Annotated in this window: 13 protein-coding genes and 2 pseudogenes; 12 read left to right on the top strand and 3 right to left on the bottom strand. The window is 35.4% G+C overall.

Going from position 1 to position 17924, the window contains the following annotated elements:
* Positions 1 to 172: 172 nt before the first annotated feature.
* From IGI37_RS03145 to IGI37_RS03135, 3 genes are read left to right on the top strand one after another with little or no spacing between them, the layout of a single operon-like run.
* Positions 173 to 577, top strand: coding sequence for a YbaN family protein (locus IGI37_RS03145; RefSeq protein ID WP_438759951.1), 405 nt, complete (start codon positions 173 to 175; stop codon positions 575 to 577).
* Positions 570 to 2291 (top strand): ABC transporter ATP-binding protein/permease, encoded by a 1722-nt coding sequence (locus tag IGI37_RS03140; protein WP_438759950.1) that lies wholly within the window; start codon positions 570 to 572, stop codon positions 2289 to 2291. Before IGI37_RS03145 ends, IGI37_RS03140 begins: the two co-directional genes overlap by 8 nt.
* Positions 2288 to 3931 carry an amino acid ABC transporter ATP-binding/permease protein gene (locus IGI37_RS03135; protein WP_438759948.1) on the top strand — a complete coding sequence of 548 codons (1644 nt, stop codon included), beginning with the start codon at positions 2288 to 2290 and terminating at the stop codon, positions 3929 to 3931. The genes IGI37_RS03140 and IGI37_RS03135 overlap by 4 nt, the downstream gene beginning before the upstream one ends.
* An 84-nt stretch (positions 3932 to 4015) precedes the next feature.
* Here the strand turns inward: IGI37_RS03135 and IGI37_RS03130 are convergent, their stop codons facing one another.
* The 3 genes and pseudogenes from IGI37_RS03130 to IGI37_RS03120 all read right to left on the bottom strand — a co-directional run bounded on the left by IGI37_RS03130 (position 4016) and on the right by IGI37_RS03120 (position 7436).
* On the bottom strand, positions 4016 to 4390 hold the full coding sequence (locus IGI37_RS03130) for an iron chaperone (RefSeq protein WP_438759947.1): 375 nt from the start codon (positions 4388 to 4390) through the stop codon (positions 4016 to 4018).
* Positions 4391 to 4763: 373 nt separating this feature from the next.
* Positions 4764 to 6296 (bottom strand): annotated as a pseudogene (locus IGI37_RS03125) (IS1182 family transposase); the annotation flags it as partial.
* A gap of 576 nt (positions 6297 to 6872) precedes the next feature.
* On the bottom strand, positions 6873 to 7436 hold the full coding sequence (locus IGI37_RS03120) for a recombinase family protein (RefSeq protein WP_438759946.1): 564 nt from the start codon (positions 7434 to 7436) through the stop codon (positions 6873 to 6875).
* Positions 7437 to 7655: 219 nt separating this feature from the next.
* Here IGI37_RS03120 and IGI37_RS03115 point away from each other — a divergent pair.
* The 9 genes and pseudogenes from IGI37_RS03115 (at position 7656) to IGI37_RS03075 (ending at position 17495) form a co-directional block, all read left to right on the top strand.
* Positions 7656 to 9362 (top strand): annotated as a pseudogene (locus IGI37_RS03115) (IS1182 family transposase).
* 126 nt (positions 9363 to 9488) lie between these two features.
* Positions 9489 to 9884: a MarR family winged helix-turn-helix transcriptional regulator gene (locus tag IGI37_RS03110; protein WP_438759944.1), complete on the top strand. Its 396-nt coding sequence runs from the start codon at positions 9489 to 9491 to the stop codon at positions 9882 to 9884.
* A complete protein-coding gene (locus IGI37_RS03105; RefSeq protein ID WP_438759942.1) occupies positions 9884 to 10648 on the top strand; it encodes an NmrA family NAD(P)-binding protein in 765 nt (254 codons plus the stop codon). Before IGI37_RS03110 ends, IGI37_RS03105 begins: the two co-directional genes overlap by 1 nt.
* Positions 10649 to 10940: 292 nt before the next feature.
* Entirely contained in the window at positions 10941 to 11249 is a 309-nt protein-coding gene (locus IGI37_RS03100; RefSeq protein WP_438759941.1) for a PTS sugar transporter subunit IIB, read from the top strand.
* A gap of 13 nt (positions 11250 to 11262) precedes the next feature.
* On the top strand, positions 11263 to 12489 hold the full coding sequence (locus IGI37_RS03095; protein ID WP_438759940.1) for a PTS sugar transporter subunit IIC: 1227 nt from the start codon (positions 11263 to 11265) through the stop codon (positions 12487 to 12489).
* A 40-nt stretch (positions 12490 to 12529) separates the two neighbouring features.
* Complete coding sequence (locus IGI37_RS03090) at positions 12530 to 12874, top strand: PTS lactose/cellobiose transporter subunit IIA (protein ID WP_438759939.1); 345 nt, start codon at positions 12530 to 12532, stop codon at positions 12872 to 12874.
* Positions 12861 to 14330 carry a glycoside hydrolase family 1 protein gene (locus IGI37_RS03085; RefSeq protein WP_438759938.1) on the top strand — a complete coding sequence of 490 codons (1470 nt, stop codon included), beginning with the start codon at positions 12861 to 12863 and terminating at the stop codon, positions 14328 to 14330. The genes IGI37_RS03090 and IGI37_RS03085 overlap by 14 nt, the downstream gene beginning before the upstream one ends.
* 32 nt (positions 14331 to 14362) lie before the next feature.
* Positions 14363 to 15160, top strand: coding sequence for a histidine phosphatase family protein (locus IGI37_RS03080; protein ID WP_438759937.1), 798 nt, complete (start codon positions 14363 to 14365; stop codon positions 15158 to 15160).
* Positions 15161 to 15563: 403 nt separating this feature from the next.
* Entirely contained in the window at positions 15564 to 17495 is a 1932-nt protein-coding gene (locus IGI37_RS03075; protein ID WP_438759936.1) for a BglG family transcription antiterminator, read from the top strand.
* Positions 17496 to 17924 lie beyond the last annotated feature (429 nt).

The raw sequence follows: 17924 nt of genomic DNA, 5'->3' as shown, positions 1-17924 counted from the left end.
TAATTTGCAAAAAGATGGTACTCATCCTCTCACCGACTTTCCATTGATAGATGGCTTTATTCGTAGACAAAACCCAACTCGAACGAAACTGATAATCATTCTCATTTATAAAAATCTATGGTATACTAATCGGGATTGTTCAAACAATCGATTAATTTTGAGGAGTATCTATATGAAAAAGTGGTTATATATTGGACTAGGTTCTATCACGTTTGCGATTGGTACAGTAGGCATCTTCTTACCCTTTCTACCAACGACTGTTTTCTATTTATTAACTGGATTCTTTTGGCTTAGAAGCTCAGAAAAGCTCTACCAAAAATTTGTTCAGTCCAAAAATTATCAAAAATATATTCAAGAAACACTTGTTGAAAAAAAGATTACCAACAAAGGAATGATCAAAATGTTCCTAATGATTTTGGTCATCTTCGCTATTCCTGCCATCTTAGTCAACAATCTAATCATGCGAGTGACTTTAGCAATTGTCTATCTTGCTCATGTTTTCGGACTAACCTGGTATTTAAGAGGAAAAGAAAAAAAATCGACAGAATCTGTTCAGTTAGGTGATAACAATGATTGATAGACGTTTATTCCAACTTACAGAGAAACGAAATCTGTTTTTATTAGTGGCTATACGTTTACTTAATCTCGGCGCTTCTATTACGTTATGGTGGACCATTTCTATTGAGTTAAGTAGCTACTTTTATGCAAAAACAAGCCACAGCACACGACTACTCGGTGTGCTGTTTGGCGTCTGCCTCCTGAAAGTCATCTTGGCAAAACTGCAAGAGTCCCTAACCTTTCGGGCCTCTTCAGAACTACGTTTAAATTTGCGAAAAGAGATTGTCGCAAAATCTTTCCGCCTAGGAAAAAGTCAAAATCAGTTACCTTCAGCTACTCTAGCGCAATTATCTATTGACGGTATTGAACAGTTAGAAATCTACTACGCTCGTTTCTTGCCACAATTATTTTACTGTCTCCTTGCTTCTCTCCTAATTTTTTTGACATTGGGCCTGTTCGCAATAAAACCTGCGCTGATTCTACTTCTTTGTATGCCGCTGATCCCCATTGTCATTATGAGTGTGATGAAAATTGCCAAACGAATTCTTAGTGGCTACTGGACAACTTATACGGATCTGGGTGCGAAATTCCATGAAAACCTCAGCGGACTAAGTACGTTAAAAGCCTACAACCAAGATGAAGCCAAACAAATAGAAGCTGCGGACAATGCAGAAAAGTTCCGCAAAGTGACCATGAGCTTACTTTCGATGCAGCTCAATTCGATTACAATTATGGATATTGTTTCCTATTGTGGTGCAGCGGCTGGCATTGGTGTCGCGTTATTCTCTTATCAACAGGGAGCTCTTAGTTTTGAAGGAGTGTTGATGTTTTTACTTTTAAGCGCGGAATTTTTTATTCCTATGAGACAGCTTGGCTCTCTTTTTCATGTGGCAATGAACGGTATTAGTGCGTGTAAAAAACTCTTTGATTATCTGGCCTTAAAAGAACCGACTTATGGGACAAAGCTTATGGACACACCAATCGAACGTATTTCTTTGGATAATGTCAGCTTTCGTTATTCTGAAGAATCAGCCGATGCCTTACATAAGGTTCAATTAACGGTTTCAAAAGGTCAATTTACAGCAATTGTTGGAAAATCAGGCTCAGGTAAAAGTACCTTGGTTCGTCTGCTTCTCCATCAGTTAACAGGTTACACAGGCGCTATTTACTGGAATCAAACGTCGATTCAAGACCTTTCCCAAAAAACTTTGGTCCAAAAAGCGCTATTAGTTGATAACCATGGTTATCTCTATCCAAAAAGCATTCGAGAAAACCTTCTATTAGGTGACCCTTCCGCTTCACAAGAGAAGCTTTGGCAGGTTCTAGAGCAGGTTCAATTAACTGACTTTATCACACAGCTACCTAACACACTTGATGAACGCCTTTACGAAAATGGTGCGAATCTTTCTGGAGGACAACGACAACGATTGCTGTTAGCACGAGCACTCTTAAGAGAATCTGAAATCTATATTTTCGATGAAATTACATCTGGTGTCGATTTGGTCAGCGAAGAAATTATCTTGTCTTGTTTAAAAGAGTTAGCCCGTACCAGAATGGTTCTTTTTATCTCTCATCGTCTCTACAATGTACTGGAAGCAGATCAAGTGATAGTCTTTGAGAAAGGGCAGCTAGTCACTGCCGGAACCCCACAAAAATTAAAAGAAACTTCTGCTTATTTTAAAAATTATTTTGAAGATGAACAGAGCTTACTGACAGGAGGAAACCACCAATGAAAACCACTGACTTAATCAAATGGTTACTCTCTTTTGTTCGGCCGATGAGTGGGAAAGTGATTTTAGCGGCTTGCTTGGGCATTCTGAGTAATCTATCTGTCATAGCTATTCCTTTACTTGGTCTAAATGAGCTTTTGGCTATCGTCTCAGGAGATGCGCAAAATCCACAACAAACGCTTATCCTTATGCTTGTGTGCGGTCTCATTCGTGGTATTACTCGCTACTTAGAACAATATTTGAATCATGACATTGCCTTTCGTTTATTAGCCATCATCCGCGACCGAATCTTTGAAACACTTAGAACAATCGGACCTGCTAAATTATCTGGACATAAAAGTGGCGATTTAGTCACTGCGATTACTAGTGATGTAGAAGCATTAGAAGTCTTCTTCGCTCATACTATTTCACCTATCTTAATCGCTTGCGGAACGACGATTGCGACCGTTGTTTTTTTGGGAAGTTATCACCCTCTATTAGCCTGTATCTTATTGACCGGCCAATTCATTGTTGGTGTTCTGATTCCAGGAATTGGCTATCATAAGAGCCAAAAACTAGGCGATGATTATCAAGAGAGCTTTGTTGAATTGAACCAACAGGTGATGGAAGACATCGCCAGTATCAGTGATGTAACTTATTACTCACTTGAAAAAGAACGTCTATCTTCTCTTGAACAAGCAGGTCATGGATTAAACCAACAGTATCGGCGTCGTTTAACACAGGAAAGTTGGCTGAAAGTCTCCAGTGAAGTCATTTTGTTAAGTACTGCTGTTGGTCTGTTCCTAGTTGGCGTTGGTCTCAACCTAGAGGCCAAAATTGTTTTAATCGGAACCATTCTAAGTCTCAGCTCATTTGGTTCAGTCCTTGCTTTGAGCGGTTTAGGAAGTGCTTTATTAACGACGTTTGCTAGTGGTCGCCGTTTGTACGCTTTGACCCGCGAACAACCGAGTGTCTCGTTCCTTCAGTCAAATCAAGAAATGAAACACTTTGATTCTATGGCACTGCAGAAAATTGACTTCTCATATACAGATACGCAGCCTCTTCTTAAAAATATTTCTTTGGCTGTAAAAAAGGGCCAAAAAATTGGAATTGGTGGAGAGAGTGGTAAGGGTAAGAGTACGGTGGTAAAACTCTTGATGCGTTATTGGGACCCTGATACAGGCGAAATTAAACTTAATGACGTCCCTCTTCCCAAAGTCACAGAAGCTAGTTTGCATCAAACGCAAGGCGTAATGGAGCAGACGACCTTTCTCTTTGAGGACACATTGGCAGCAAATATTGGTTTAGGCAAACCAACTGCTTCTCAAATGCAAATTGAAGAGGCCGCCAAAAAAGCCGCGATTCACGAGTGGATTCTGACTTTACCTGAAGCTTATGAAACCATTATCGGCGGAAACTTTCGGAATGTCTCAGATGGTGAACGTCAACGTATCGGCATGGCTCGTTTATTCCTACACGAGGCGCCTCTTCTTTTACTAGATGAACCCACAAGTAATCTGGATTATCTCAATGAACAAACAATTTTAGCTAGCCTCAGAAATGGCCTTGATGACAAAACGGTCTTCGTGATTTCTCATCGCGAAACTACTCTGGCGCTTGCGGATACTGTCTATCAGCTAAAGAATGGCACCTTGAATAAATAATAAAAAACCTAACCTACTTCCAAGAAAGCTCAAGCTTCATCGGGCGTGTGGTTAGGCTTTTTTATTAGCGAGGGGTGACTCACTTTAGGCTTTCCGCCAAAAATCGGTATAATCAGCTTTTTCAAGCAAATTAAATTCGATTATTTCTTTCAGCAAAGGATAGTTCACAGGCTCTTCCCATTTGATTCGAAAAATATTTTTTGTATGGGCATAACCCGCTTCCTCGATTTTTTGCGCAAAATGAGTGATTCCAGCCACTTCAGGAGAAACCGCCATATGTTTTTTTGAGGCACTGAAGCCGATGATAAACGTGCCATGATTGGTAAACATTGGCTCATTCCAAGCAATTCTTTGACCTAATTCTGGAAAGGTCTCACTGACCCAAGTCAAAACTTCAGTCATTCGCTGGAGCTGTTTTTGCTCCTCAAACTTGTTTAGGTATTCTTCAAATACTTTCATGTTTTCCCTACTTTCTACGATTTAACTTCCTTGTCTAGGACAACAAACTTTACCTTTACAAACAATTTATAACGCAATAAAATACTTTTTTCAAATATAATATTACTTTGTTTGCTACGAAAGGGGAATACAGTATCTTCGAATAGTTCAAAGTCAAATGCCTCTAACAGAATATTTGCCAGACCATCAATTCCACACCTAAAACTCAGTTTATCAAAATTTAAATAAATTTTAATTCCTTGGTGTAACAAAAGGGGGCGTGACATAAGTAAGTTACGTCCTCGATAAAAACAAAATGCACGCGAAAATAAAAATATTTTCACGTGCATTTTGTTTTTTAGTATAATTGGTTGGTTTAATTACTCATTTTTGCCAGCTTCATCATATTGATTGCCGTAATCAGTAACCCTGATTGCTTTCTTACATTATCTAACCCTCGAACTGTGTATCGAGTGAAGCCTAAACAAGCCTTCATAAATCCGAAGACTGTTTCTACGTCGATCTTCCTGCGGCTATATGCCTTTCCGGTTTCAGGGGTAGAAAGAAGCTCATTTTGTTTGGCTTTATGATATTCCCAAGCAGGGTTTACTGTAATTTTTCTAAGATGCCCCTTCGGTGTTAAAGCTTCGGAAATCACTTCTTGATTTAGATCAATTTTTTCTGCTTGATATTCTTTAAAATCTCGAATAAATCCATCTTTATCGGTTCTTTTGCGATAGGAATGAAAATTAAATCGCACACCTTTAGGGTCGATATAGTAATCTTCATGCTCATTGTACTTCCAGTTCATTATTTTTTGCTCATCGGTTTTCCACTTTTTACTTTTCTCTTTTAAAAAGGTCCCATAGGGAATAAGCGCGGTGTGTTGAGGAAGTTCATCTTCTAGATAACGATAATTACTTTCTGATCCATACCCTGCATCGGCGACAATATATCGGTGTGATTGGCTATCCACATTCATTTTTTCAAGTAATGGCTGTAACGTTCTAGTATCAGTGGGGTTTTGAAAAACATCATACCCTAAAACAAATTGATTACAAGTGGCGATTTGGAGGTTGTAGGCTGGCTTTAATTGACCGTTCATCATATGGTCTTCTTTCACGCGCATGAATGTGGCATCATGATCGGTCTTCGAATAACTATTTCGGGCACCATAAATAGACAACTGTTCTTGATGTTCAATCAGCTTCCCTCGTTTTTCGGTTAATTTACGCACTTGGCTTTTCAGTGTACGGCGCTGTTTTTTCGCGGGATTAGGTGACATATGTTTCGTTGCTTCTACTTCTTTTTCAAGTCCATCCAAACGTAACTCCATTCGGGTCAAGAGTTCATCTACCATGTCTAAAGAAAGGGAAGTCCCTTCGGGAATTTGTTTCACAGCATAAGCTTCTTTTAGTTCTGCCATCATGAAAAGGAGTTTTTCACGATTCATCTGATCAAAACGGATCGTGTTTTTCTTCCAGACAAAGCTGTATTTATTGGCATCGGCTAGAATTTTCGTACCATCAATAAACAACGCATCATCAATGAGATTACGGGAACGAAGATACTCGGTCAGATGTGTTAATCCTTTATTCGTCAATTCCTGCACATCATTGGACACGCAGAAACGGGCAATCGTTCGATAAGAAGGCACGCGTTCTTGAGTCAGCCATCGGGCATATAAATTTTCTTCAGCCAATCGCTCAATCTTGCGACTGGTGAAGGTTTCTCTCGTATAGGCAAACAGAACTAGCTTCATCATGGCACCTAGATCATATTCTCTAGGGCGTCCAAAAATATAGGGTTCATTGATTTGAAGAGAGTCCACTAATTCATTGATGAAAACAGCGACGTGATTTTCTTTTGGAGAAAATGAAGTTGATAGGTCCAAAGTGAGTTGATCCATGTTATAATATGTATACATATTTTTTAGTCCTTTCTGGATTAAATGCTTGAAGCATGGGCGGCTACCTGTGTTTCTTTTATTTTAACTAAAAAAGCGTATGAAATGAACGATTTTTCATCATTTCACGCGCTTTTTTGTTAGAGACTTATGTCACAGTCCCATCACGAGCAAAGATGGTACAAATATACTTAGAAAAAGACTAAAAATATATACACGACATTTAAATTTTCTTTTTTTTATTATTCATAAGATATCCTTAACTTTTTCTTGAGTAAATTCATAAACAATTTGGATGATCGTATCAGAAGAAAATGAAAATCTTTCAATTCCCTGAACTATTGAAAATAAGGGAACGTTCTTTTTTGTCAAAAACGAGCGCGTTACTGATAATTTGTCTAATTAATGATTCAATTAATATTAAACACTGATATTACTGGAAGTTGTCCTAGTTTTGAGGCAACTTTTTTATTTTACCAAAAACGTCGTTTTTGACAATCGTTAGAATATCTTACTAAGATGAACACTCGCTTTAAAGCTTGAAATGCGCTTAGAATCGCTCTGTCATTAACGTAGATTAATGGCAAATAGATTTAGTTATAAGTTTTGGTACTTTCTTCTTCTCTTTTCTCTATAAAGAGCGGCTTCGCTTATTCCAGTTTTACGTGAGACATTTTTCGTGGTATCTGTCTTCAGCAATTCCATTGCTAGATCAAATTGATCCTTGCTGAATTTTTTTGGCCGTCCTTCTCGAAAATCAGGATTTAATTTAGCAATTGCCTTACCTTCTTGTGTACGCTCTACAATCATATCTCGTTCAAATTCTGCAAATGCCGAAAAAATTGTAAATGTCAGTCTACCAGTTGGGGTATTTTCTATAATTCCCATATTAAGAATATGAACTTTGATGCCTCGCTCAAATAGATTCTGAACGGTCTCTAACCCCTGAATAGTAGAACGAGCAAATCGATCTAACTTTGTAACGACTAAAGTGTCTCCTTCAGATAATTCTTGCAGCAACAATTGAAATTCTTTACGTTCTAATTTTGTCCCTGTAAATTTTTCCGTGTATATTTTTTCGCATCCTGCTTTTTTCAAAGCAATGATTTGATACTCTAAATCTTGGCCCCAGGTGCTGACTCTTGCATAACCAAAAATCATTAATTTAGCCTCATTTCTTACTTGATTTATGACAGTAAGATATGATAGTCTTACAACCCTTATTTTATCACACAACCAAAGAGCTTGGGACATAAGTCCTAACGAAAAATCCAGATACTAATCAACTTGATTGGCATCTGGATTATTTTGTTGTACAAAAATAAGAACACTTTTGCTAGAATAAAAGTAACTACACAAATAAACAAGCGAGGTGTTCTTATGTTTAAAAATTATACCACAAATCAAGTCGTTCTTCCTCTAGATTTTAGTTTTCAGTTAGAAAAAAATGATATTGCTTTTGCCATTGATCAATTAGTCGAAAGTATTCCAGAAGAACGCTTTATTCCTTTTCGCCATCAAATGGGGCCTGCTTCTTATCATCCAAAAATGATGATGAAGATGATTTTATGTGCGTATACGCAATCTGTATTTTCTGGTCGTAAGATTGAAGCGTTAACGAAAGACAGTATTCGCATGATGTGGCTTACTCAAAGCTATCAGCCTAGCTATCGAACGATCAATCGTTTCCGTGTGAATCCCTTAGTGAACGCACTCCTTCGAGAGTGCTTCGTTCAATTCCGTAGTCAATTAGTCAAAGAACAATTAATCGATGAAGAAGCCATTTTTATCGATGGTACAAAAATTGAAGCCAACGCCAATAAATATACTTTTGTTTGGAGAAAATCCATTGATAACTTTGATAAAAAGCTGACTGAAAAATCAACTTTTCTTTATGATGAATTGGTAAAAAATCAAGTTATTCCTGAAATTGAACGAGAGTCTGAAAATGAACTCTCTGTCACTGAATTAGGTCAGATTGAATAACAACTTATCCAAGTCGTGGATAAGTTTACAGATAAAATTGAACAAGAAGAAGATGGAAACACTAGAAAAAAGCTTCGTACAAAGCGAAAAGTTCCGAAAAAAATCATGAAATTATTTCAGAACTTCAAAGAAAGAAAAGGTGCTTATCAAAAACATAGACAGCTTCTAGGTCAACGAAACAGCTACTCTAGAACGGATCCAGATGCCACTTTTATGCGCATGAAAGACGATCACATGAAAAATGGTCAGTTAAAAGCAGGTTATAATCTTCAAATCGCTACGAATAGTCAGTACATTTTAGGCTATGATCTTTTCCCAAACCCAACAGATACACGGACACTGCGCCCTTTTTTAGCTACTTTAAAGGAGTGTTTCTTTGAACTGCCAACTTATATTGTCGCAGATGCCGGCTACGGGGGAGAAGAAAACTATCAAGCAGTTTTAGAAGACCATGAGCGAACACCACTCATTACTTATGCCATGTATCATAAAGAACAAAAGAAAAAATTTAAACAAAATCCATTTCTTCCCGCAAACTGGTCGTATCAGGAATTAGACGATACGTTTCTTTGCCCTGACGGACGGAAAATGAATTTTCGAAATTATTCGATTCGTACAGATAAGTATGGGTTTAAACGGTATTTAAAACGATATGAATGTGAAGACTGCTCGAATTGTCCTCTTCGAAGTCAGTGCACAAAAGCAGAGAGTGACAAGAATCGTGAGATCCAAAAGAACATGAACTGGGAATCCTTTAAAGCAACAATTCAACAGCTACTTTCAGAAGAAGAAACAGGTAAACTCTATCGTCAACGAAAAATTGACGTCGAACCTGCTTTCGGACATTTGAAGGCTTGTTTAGGCTTCACTCGGTTCTCTGTTCGAGGGAAACAGCAGACACACAATGAAATTGGCTTCGCGTTAATGGCAGTAAATTTAAGGAAATATAGGCTAAGTAAACTAGAAAATAAGAGGGATTCTCCTAAGAAACTAAAAAACAGAAGACAAAAAATCATTTTTATGATTTTCGGTCTTCTGTTTTATTTTGTCTTAAGACTTATGTCCCAAGCTCTTGCGGTAATAACCATGTATCGAAAATAGTCAATTCTAAAGTAAACCGTATCTTTTCTTGATTAGCTTTACTTTAAAATTTGACAAACTATCTAAATATAGTTAGCTCGCTAATTTGTTAGAAGGAGAATAATACTGGATACTGGATACTTATTAATGAACATTTCTAAACATTTGAAGTATGCACTCAATCAAGCACTTATAAAAAAAGGAATCACTATTCAGCAATGGGCTGTGATTCAACAACTCTCGCTAAGGGCCGAATGTACGGCTGTAGAATTAGCAAATATTCTTGATATGGATAAACCAACAGTTTCAGGTGTTGTTAAGAGACTGGAACTAAAAAGCTTACTGATAAAAAAAGATAATCCGTTAGATCAACGCTCCAGTTTATTGTCTTTATCAGATTCAGGAAATATTCTACTAAATGACTGTCGAACCACTAGTGAAAAAATTATCAGAAACTATTTGGCTGAGCTATCTTCAACTGAACAGCAGTTGTTGAATCAGCTACTAATGAAAATTGATAAGAAAGAAGTGAAAGAAGAGTAATGGATCATATACTTGTGATAGGTGAAACTGGAAATATTGGGTTCCCATTAATTGAGATATTATCAAAAAATAAGGATATAAAGATTAAAGTCGGTGTTCGCAATATTTCCTCAGACGTTCAAAAGCAATTCCAGAATATAAACAATCTAAGTTTTGTTAAATTTGATTTTATTGATTCCGCAACATTTCCAGAAGCGTTTTCTAATGTAAATAAAGTGTTTTTTGTCCGGCCACCTCAATTATCTAATCCTAAAGAAGACATGTTTCCGTTCCTATCCTATGCTAAGCAACAAAAGATTCAACAAATTGTTTTTGTTTCACTGATTGGTGATGAGAGAAATCCGGTAACACCTCATCATAAAATTGAAAAAAGGATTCTCCAATTAGAGATTCCCTATACTTTTATCCGGCCAAGTTTTTTTATGCAAAACTTAAGTACTACTCACCTAGAAGATATCAGAAAGCATCTTAATCTTTTCATTCCTGCTGGTCATGCGAAAACAAATTTCATTGACACTAGAGATATTGGAGAAGTAGCAGCTGTTTGTCTAACAGATCCAAAGTATCTCAATCAAGAATTGGAGCTTACTGATCCGGAAGCTCTGACTTACGATGAAATAGCAAAAGACATGAGTCATATTTTAGGGGTGAGAATATCGTATAGCAAACCTAGTTTATTAAAATTTCGCCGGGTCATGATAAAAAGAGGAATTCCAAAAGATTACGTAAATGTTATGGTTATGTCTCTACAAAAATGTGTCTAAGATATTGACCTAGATCCAATGGGACTATCTTATAATAAGACATTGGGCAAATTTTTTTTCGTTTATCTTGTATTTCTAAATGAAAAAAAGAGTAATATTTAGTCTTTACTGCGTAATCAATTTGTCAAACACTAACGATACTTATGGGAAAAAGTAAAGTTAATAAGCGAATTTATTTATTCTACTCTTTTTATTATAAGAAAAAAGGTTCCACCATGTAGGAACTTTTTCTGTCTCAAAAAATATGGAAGCGATGTCATAATGAACTTATCAAAGTCTTAGGAGGAAAAAAATGAAAAATATTTTATTAATTTGTGGCGGTGGCGCTTCAAGCGGGTTTATGGCAGCGAACATGAGAAAGGCTGCAAAGAAAGAAAAACTCGACTTTACAATTCAAGCGCGAAGTGAGTCAGAGCTAGAAGATCACCTAGATTCAACAGATATTCTATTAATTGGTCCACATTTAAGCTATATGGAAGAGGAAATCAAATCTAAAATTAGCGATCGTAACATAAAAGTTGCTGTCATTCCTCAGATTATTTACGGTCCATTGGATGGTAAAAGAGCAATCCAAATGGTTTTAGACATGGAGAAAAACTAGAGGAGGAACAATCATGCAAACTATAATGACTTTTATGCAGACAAAATTTGCACCAAAAGTAAATAAAATCACTAAAAATATCTGGGTGGCCTCGATTCAAGATTCTGTTATGGCTATTCTCCCTTTCATCTTAGTCGGTTCATTATTAACATTAGTCTCTCTTGTGAATGAAATTAAACCGATTTTACCGGATATGTCCCTAATTAACTCTTTTTCTTTCGGAATGCTTGGGATTTTTGTAGCTTACTTAATCCCCTATAATGTTATGGAGAAAAAGAAATATAACGATAAAAAAATACTTTCAGGTTTAGCAGGTTTTTCGCTTTATCTTATGCTTATCATGCCAACTTTTACTGAAGATGGAACAATTGCTTTTGAATTTGATCGTTTCGGTGCGGCGGGAATGTTTGTTGCTATCATTGTTGGATTATTTGTTGGACTTGTGATGTCTATCGCTTCTAAATTTTCTTTTTTTAATGAAGATTCAACCTTGCCTGATTTTATTGTTGTCTGGTTTGATACATTAATCCCGATTTTTGTCTTGCTACTAGTTGGCTGGATATTCACGATTAAAGAAATCGATTTTTTTGATATTATCGTTAAATTGTTTGAACCGCTTCAAAGTATTGGACAAAGTTTGCCTGGATTCGTTCTTATCTGTTTCTTAATGGCATTCTTATATTCATTTGGGATTAGTACATGGGTTTTAAATCCAATCATTTTCCCTATTATGATTAAAGGAATTGCAGACAATGCGGCATTAGTTGCAAATGGCTCTGCTGCTGTCAACATTAATACACAGGAAGTTTTATACACTGGATGGGTTGCATTTGGTGGAGTTGGTTATACGATGCCATTAGCCATTTTGTTATTGATTGCAAAATCAAGCACATTAAAAGCGATTGGAAAAGCTACCTTTGCACCATCATTATTTAACATTAATGAACCGATTGTTTTTGGTGCACCAATTGTTTTCAATCCTATTTTAATGATTCCGATGTGGATTAATGGGCTTCTAATGCCTCTCATTACATATTTAGTCCTACATGCAGGTTGGGTTACAATTCCTTACAAAGCATTTCAGCTCTGGTATTTACCGTACCCAATTTCAACCTATCTCGTGAATGGAGACTGGAAAGGGATTGTATTATTCGCAGTACTAACCGTTATATCGTTTGTCATTTGGTATCCGTTTTTCAAAGTTTATGATTTACAAAAATTAAAAGAAGAAGCTGTATGAAAATTAAAAATATGAGTTTATAAGAGGAGAAGTTTAGTAAATGGAAGAAAAAATTAATGAAATTTCAATGACGATTATTTTACATGCTGGAGATGCTAGAAAATTGATTATGGAGGCATTAACAGATATTGGTGATACAAAGTTTAAAGAGGCAGACGAAAAGTTGATTGAAGCAAAAAATGAAATCAACCTTGCCCATAAAGCTCAAACAAATACGATTCAAGAAGAAGCAAGTGGTAATAAACAGTCCTTCTCTCTATTATTTTCTCATGCACAAGATACACTTATGACCATTAGTAGTGAGTGGAATATCGCAAAAAAAATGATTGAAATTTTCACAAAATATGAAGCTAGATTGGAGAGTCTTGAGTATGACAAAAACTAAGTCTATTTTTAGCAAAGACTTTTTATGGGGCGGTGGCGTCGCAGCCAACCAATTCGAAGGGGCTTGGGATATTGATGGAAAAGGCATTTCACAAGATGATGTTGTTCCTTACGTTGATTTAAAAAAATCAACGGACATTCCAGTCTTTGATAATAGAGAAATCATAGAAAAAGGGATAACTGATACTACTAATATCTATCCCAAAAGATTTGGAATTGATTTTTATCACACGTATGAGTCTGATTTAGATTTATTTGAAGAGATGGGCATGAACTCATTTCGTACATCAATAGCATGGACTCGTATTTTTCCTAATGGAGATGAAGAATACCCAAATGAAGCTGGATTAGCATTTTACGATCGACTATTTGATGCATGTGCCAAAAGAAATATAAAACCAGTTGTGACTCTTTCCCACTATGAAATGCCCTTGAATCTTGTGCTAAATTACGGTGGATGGAAAAATCGCAAAGTGCTGGATTTCTTTGTGAAATTTTCAGTAGTTGTTATGGAAAGATATAAAGAAAAAGTTGAGTACTGGATTATCTTTAATCAAATTAATTCGGCCTTAACAGACGCGTACTTATCATTAGGCTTAATTAAAGATGAAGAAGAAGATATTGAAATGGCAAAATTCCAAAGTATTCATCATCAATTAGTAGCAAATGCAAAAGTCGTCGAGGCAGCAAGACAAATTAATCCAAGATTTAAAATGGGTTCAATGAATTATGAAATGCAGGCTTACCCTGCTACTTCAAAACCCGAAGATATGCTAAATGTTATCCAAAGTGATCATGCACAATTGTATATGTCTGATGTAATGATATTTGGTGACTATTCTCCTGTTATGAAACGTTATTTTAGGGAAAATAATATTCAATTAGTTATGGCAGAAGATGATCTAGCAGTTCTGAAAAAGAATACCATTGATTATTTGGCCATTAGCTACTATTTAACAACAGTTAGAAAAGCTGAAATGGGGAATATGTTGGATAAAATTGAATGGAACATGGATGAATCAACTCGAAATCCTTATCTTGAAACTTCTGAATGGGGTTGGCAAATTGATCCAATCGGTCTAAGGATAGCTTTAGATAAATTAACCACTCGATACAATGGATTACCCATCATGATTGCAGAAAATGGTATTGGCTATCGTGATGTTCTAACAGCTGATGGAAAAATAGCAGATACCTATCGAATCAGCTACCATAAGGAACATATTCGACAAATGCGAGAAGCAATTTTAGATGGAACGAATTTAATCGGTTATCATCCATGGGCACCTATCGATATTATTAGTGCTGGGACATCTGAAATGGAGAAGCGTTATGGCATGATTTATGTAGATCAAGATAATTTAGGATATGGTTCGAAAAAACGGTATAAAAAAGACAGCTTTTATTGGTTCAAAAAAATGATTGCTAGTAATGGAGAAAACTTAGATTTTGACTAATTAGAATTTTTTTATATACAAAAGGGGAAAAAATGAGTAAGATGAAAACAAAATTAACATTCATTATTTTAAGTGTATCAGCAGTGTTCTTGCTGGTTGCTTGTGGAAGTAATAAAAAACAAGAAACTACGGATATGACTAAACCTAAATCAACGGAAACCGTCTTGTATTTTGTCAGACATGGAAAAACTATGTTTAATACCACTGGACAAGTACAAGGTTGGTCAGATACCCCCTTGACTGACGCGGGTATTGAAGGAGCAGAACGTCTTGGAATAGGGTTGAAAGAAACGACATTCTCTGCAGCCTACTCGAGTGATTTAGGTAGAGCGGTTTCAACCGCAGAATATATTCTAAAGAACTCAGGTAATGAACAAGTTCCCTTGAAACATTTAACTGGATTAAGAGAATGGGGCTATGGAGGTTACGAAGGTCGAGATAATGCAGACATGTGGAATCCAATTTTTGAAGAGCAGAATCTAAAATTTGATGAAGACTGGTCACAATATGGCGAGTTAACAGAGCGATTATCAGACGAAGATATTGCAAATAAAATTGCAAAAAATGACTCGACTAAAACTGCAGAAACCTACGATGAAATAACAAATAGAACAAAAAAAGCAATAGAAACTATCATCAATGAAACAAATGAAAAAGGTGGAAATGTGCTAGTCGTTTCCCATGGAAGTGAAATCCCAACTATTCTAGAGGTGATTGCTCCAGGATCATATAATGGTGAAAATATTGGAAACTGTAGTGTTACAAAAGTAGTTTATAAAGATGGTAGATACAACGTTCTAACGATTGGTGACGATAGCTATCTAAAATAATGATCCCAGTATGAAATTGAAAAAGAATAGGCTGCGATAAGTCAGTAACTCTTATCGCTAGCTGGCTTGACAAAGTAAATGCTAGTCTTTCATCAACAAAAAAACAGCCAAGATTCAATAAACAATGCCTTAAACCATTTAATTACTCCTCGATTTCGCTTGAAATTACTAATAGTCAAAAAATAGCTAGAGTGAGTCATTTATTTCACAATGGCTCACTCTTTAAAACTAAATAAAAGTACATCAGTAATAATTTTAGCGTGACTCACCTAATCTAAGCTCTCAGACTTTATGTACCAAGCTTAATGAGAGGAACCTAGCTAATTTCTTTTCCAATACCGTTTCTACGAGGGTGTAAGACTTGAAATTTTTGATAGATATCCACTCTTTATGGAGGTTGAAAATGCTTAATAAAAAAGAAGAATTATTAATTTATCATCTCAAAAAAAAGAATGATTGGATAAAATCAATGGACCTTTCAAAAACATTAGGCGTCTCTCAACGTATGATTAGAAAATACGTAAAAAGCATTAATGAAAATACCGAGGCCACATATAAAATTGTCTCTTCCAAAAATGGCTATCGATTAGAATTACGTGCCATTAAAAAAAAGCAAGAAATGATTATTCCAAATACAAAAAATGATCGAATTCGGTTTATTTTATATAAGCTATTAACTTTAAAGACGCCTTCAATTCATTTAAGTAGATTATCTAATCAGCTTTATGTCTCCGATTTCACAATTGAAAACCATTTAGATGATGTGAAAGAATATCTAGATGAATTTGAAATTGAGCTCATTCGAAAAAGAGGATTTTTATCTATTGTGGGAAGTGAAAAACAAAAGCGATATTTAATGAGAAAAATCATGAGCGATGAAATTAGATCAACTAATTTTTTTGGTGATAAGAATGTTGAACTAGACATTAATATTAAAAAAATTGAAATTCAGGAAATCGTTCGAGAAGAATTAAAGAAACAAAAATATTTTATTAATGAATACATGCTAAGTAATATATCTTTTCATATTATGATTGCAATTTATCGATTAAGTGAAGGAAATTCACTAGAGATGGATAGTTCTAAGGTGGATTATGAACAGACGCTAGAACACTCGATTGCTATTGAAATTTCGAGAAGAATTCATGAGAAAACAAACATAAAGATTAACGACTCAGAGGTTTACAATATAGGACTGCTACTTTTAGGAAACATAAGTTTAATTAACTTTGATCGTCTAAGTTTAGTTGAAATTGAAAAAGAATTAGATGAGGAGCATACAAAGTTCTTAGATTATATTGTTCAACAGGTTTATAGCAATTACTATGTTGACCTTTCTAGCGAATCATTTAAAATACAATTTTTACTACACTTAAAAAACTTATTACTTCGCGTATTAAAAAATCAAAATTCTAAAAATCCATTAATTGATGATATAAAAAATACGTATCCGTTGGTTTACGATATTGCTGTTTTTATTTCTAGTGAACTAAATAATTTTTTTAATATCGAATTAGTTGAGGATGAAATTGCATATATTGCTTTACATGTTGGAACTACCTTAGAGTTACAGGATAGGGAAATCAAAGGACTTACTACACTAGTCATTTGTCCAAGATATTACAGCATTGATCAACGCATAATCAGTAAGCTCAAATATTATTTTGGCGAGGAAATCAATATAACTCGTGTCATGACACGAGAAAGAGACGTAGACGAGTCCATCTTAGACTTTGAGTTAATTATTTCTACTATCAATACACCAAACATAAATAACGCAAAAGAAACTGAAGTGGTCTTTGTTAAGCCGTTTCTAAGTGACAAGGATATAGAAATTATTCGAAAAAAAATTACCAAGACAAAGCAACAAAAAGATAAAGAAGAGTTGAGACGATATTTAGAAAGCTACTTACCTGCTAACCTACTCTTCAAAAATAAAAATTTAAAAAATAGAGAACAAATACTACACTTTTTATCTCAAGAATTTTTAAATCAAAAAATAGTTTCCGACGATTTTTTAACAGAGCTTCAGAAAAGAGAAGCCCTTTCTTCAACGGCTTTTAATAACAGCATTGCGATGCCTCATACGATAAATTATAATGCTAAAAAAACAAATATTGGGATTTTAATGGATGAAGATTCCATTCAGTGGGGCGATTCAAAAGTTCAAATTGTGTGTATTATCGCTGTTAACAAAGAAGACAATAAATTTTTTGGAGAATTCTTTCAACTACTAATAGAAGCATTATCTGAAATCGAAAACGTCAACAAAATGCTGAAAACAACCACTCATCAAGAGTTTATTGACTGTGTTCTTGAGTTAATGATTAGTTAGCTTTTAGGCCTAACCAACACTCACTGTGTAGTTAGAGTAAACAAAGCGAGTTACTCAATCAAAGAATGATCCCAACCTCTCTTTTAAAATGTAGGGTTCCCAAATATTTTTTTTACTCTTTTCCATGCAAACTGAAACAGCCAAGAAAAGTTGATATAGGAAAATCTATATTTTGGGCTTTTATCAATAAAGACTGATATTAATAGCTTGGGCAAAGTATTTTTAATGAATTGAAGAGATAGAATCCGAGGACGAATAATGGTAGTCAGTGAAACTAGGCAATACTTTGCGATAAAAGTGAGCGACACTTTTTTAAGAGAACCAGATGATTATTTTAGAAATTGCATGAGTAGCGATTGAATGGTTTGGCCATACAAAATAACTTTGAACTGCCCAATGAGTTTGACAATTTTTGCAGGTATAATGTTG

It is taken from the genome of Enterococcus sp. AZ194 (genome assembly GCF_051713825.1).
In the GTDB taxonomy this organism is placed as follows: Bacteria; Bacillota; Bacilli; order Lactobacillales; family Enterococcaceae; genus Enterococcus_K.
The sequence above is the reverse complement of the archived record's forward strand: the minus strand, read 5'-3'. Positions and strand labels throughout refer to the sequence as shown.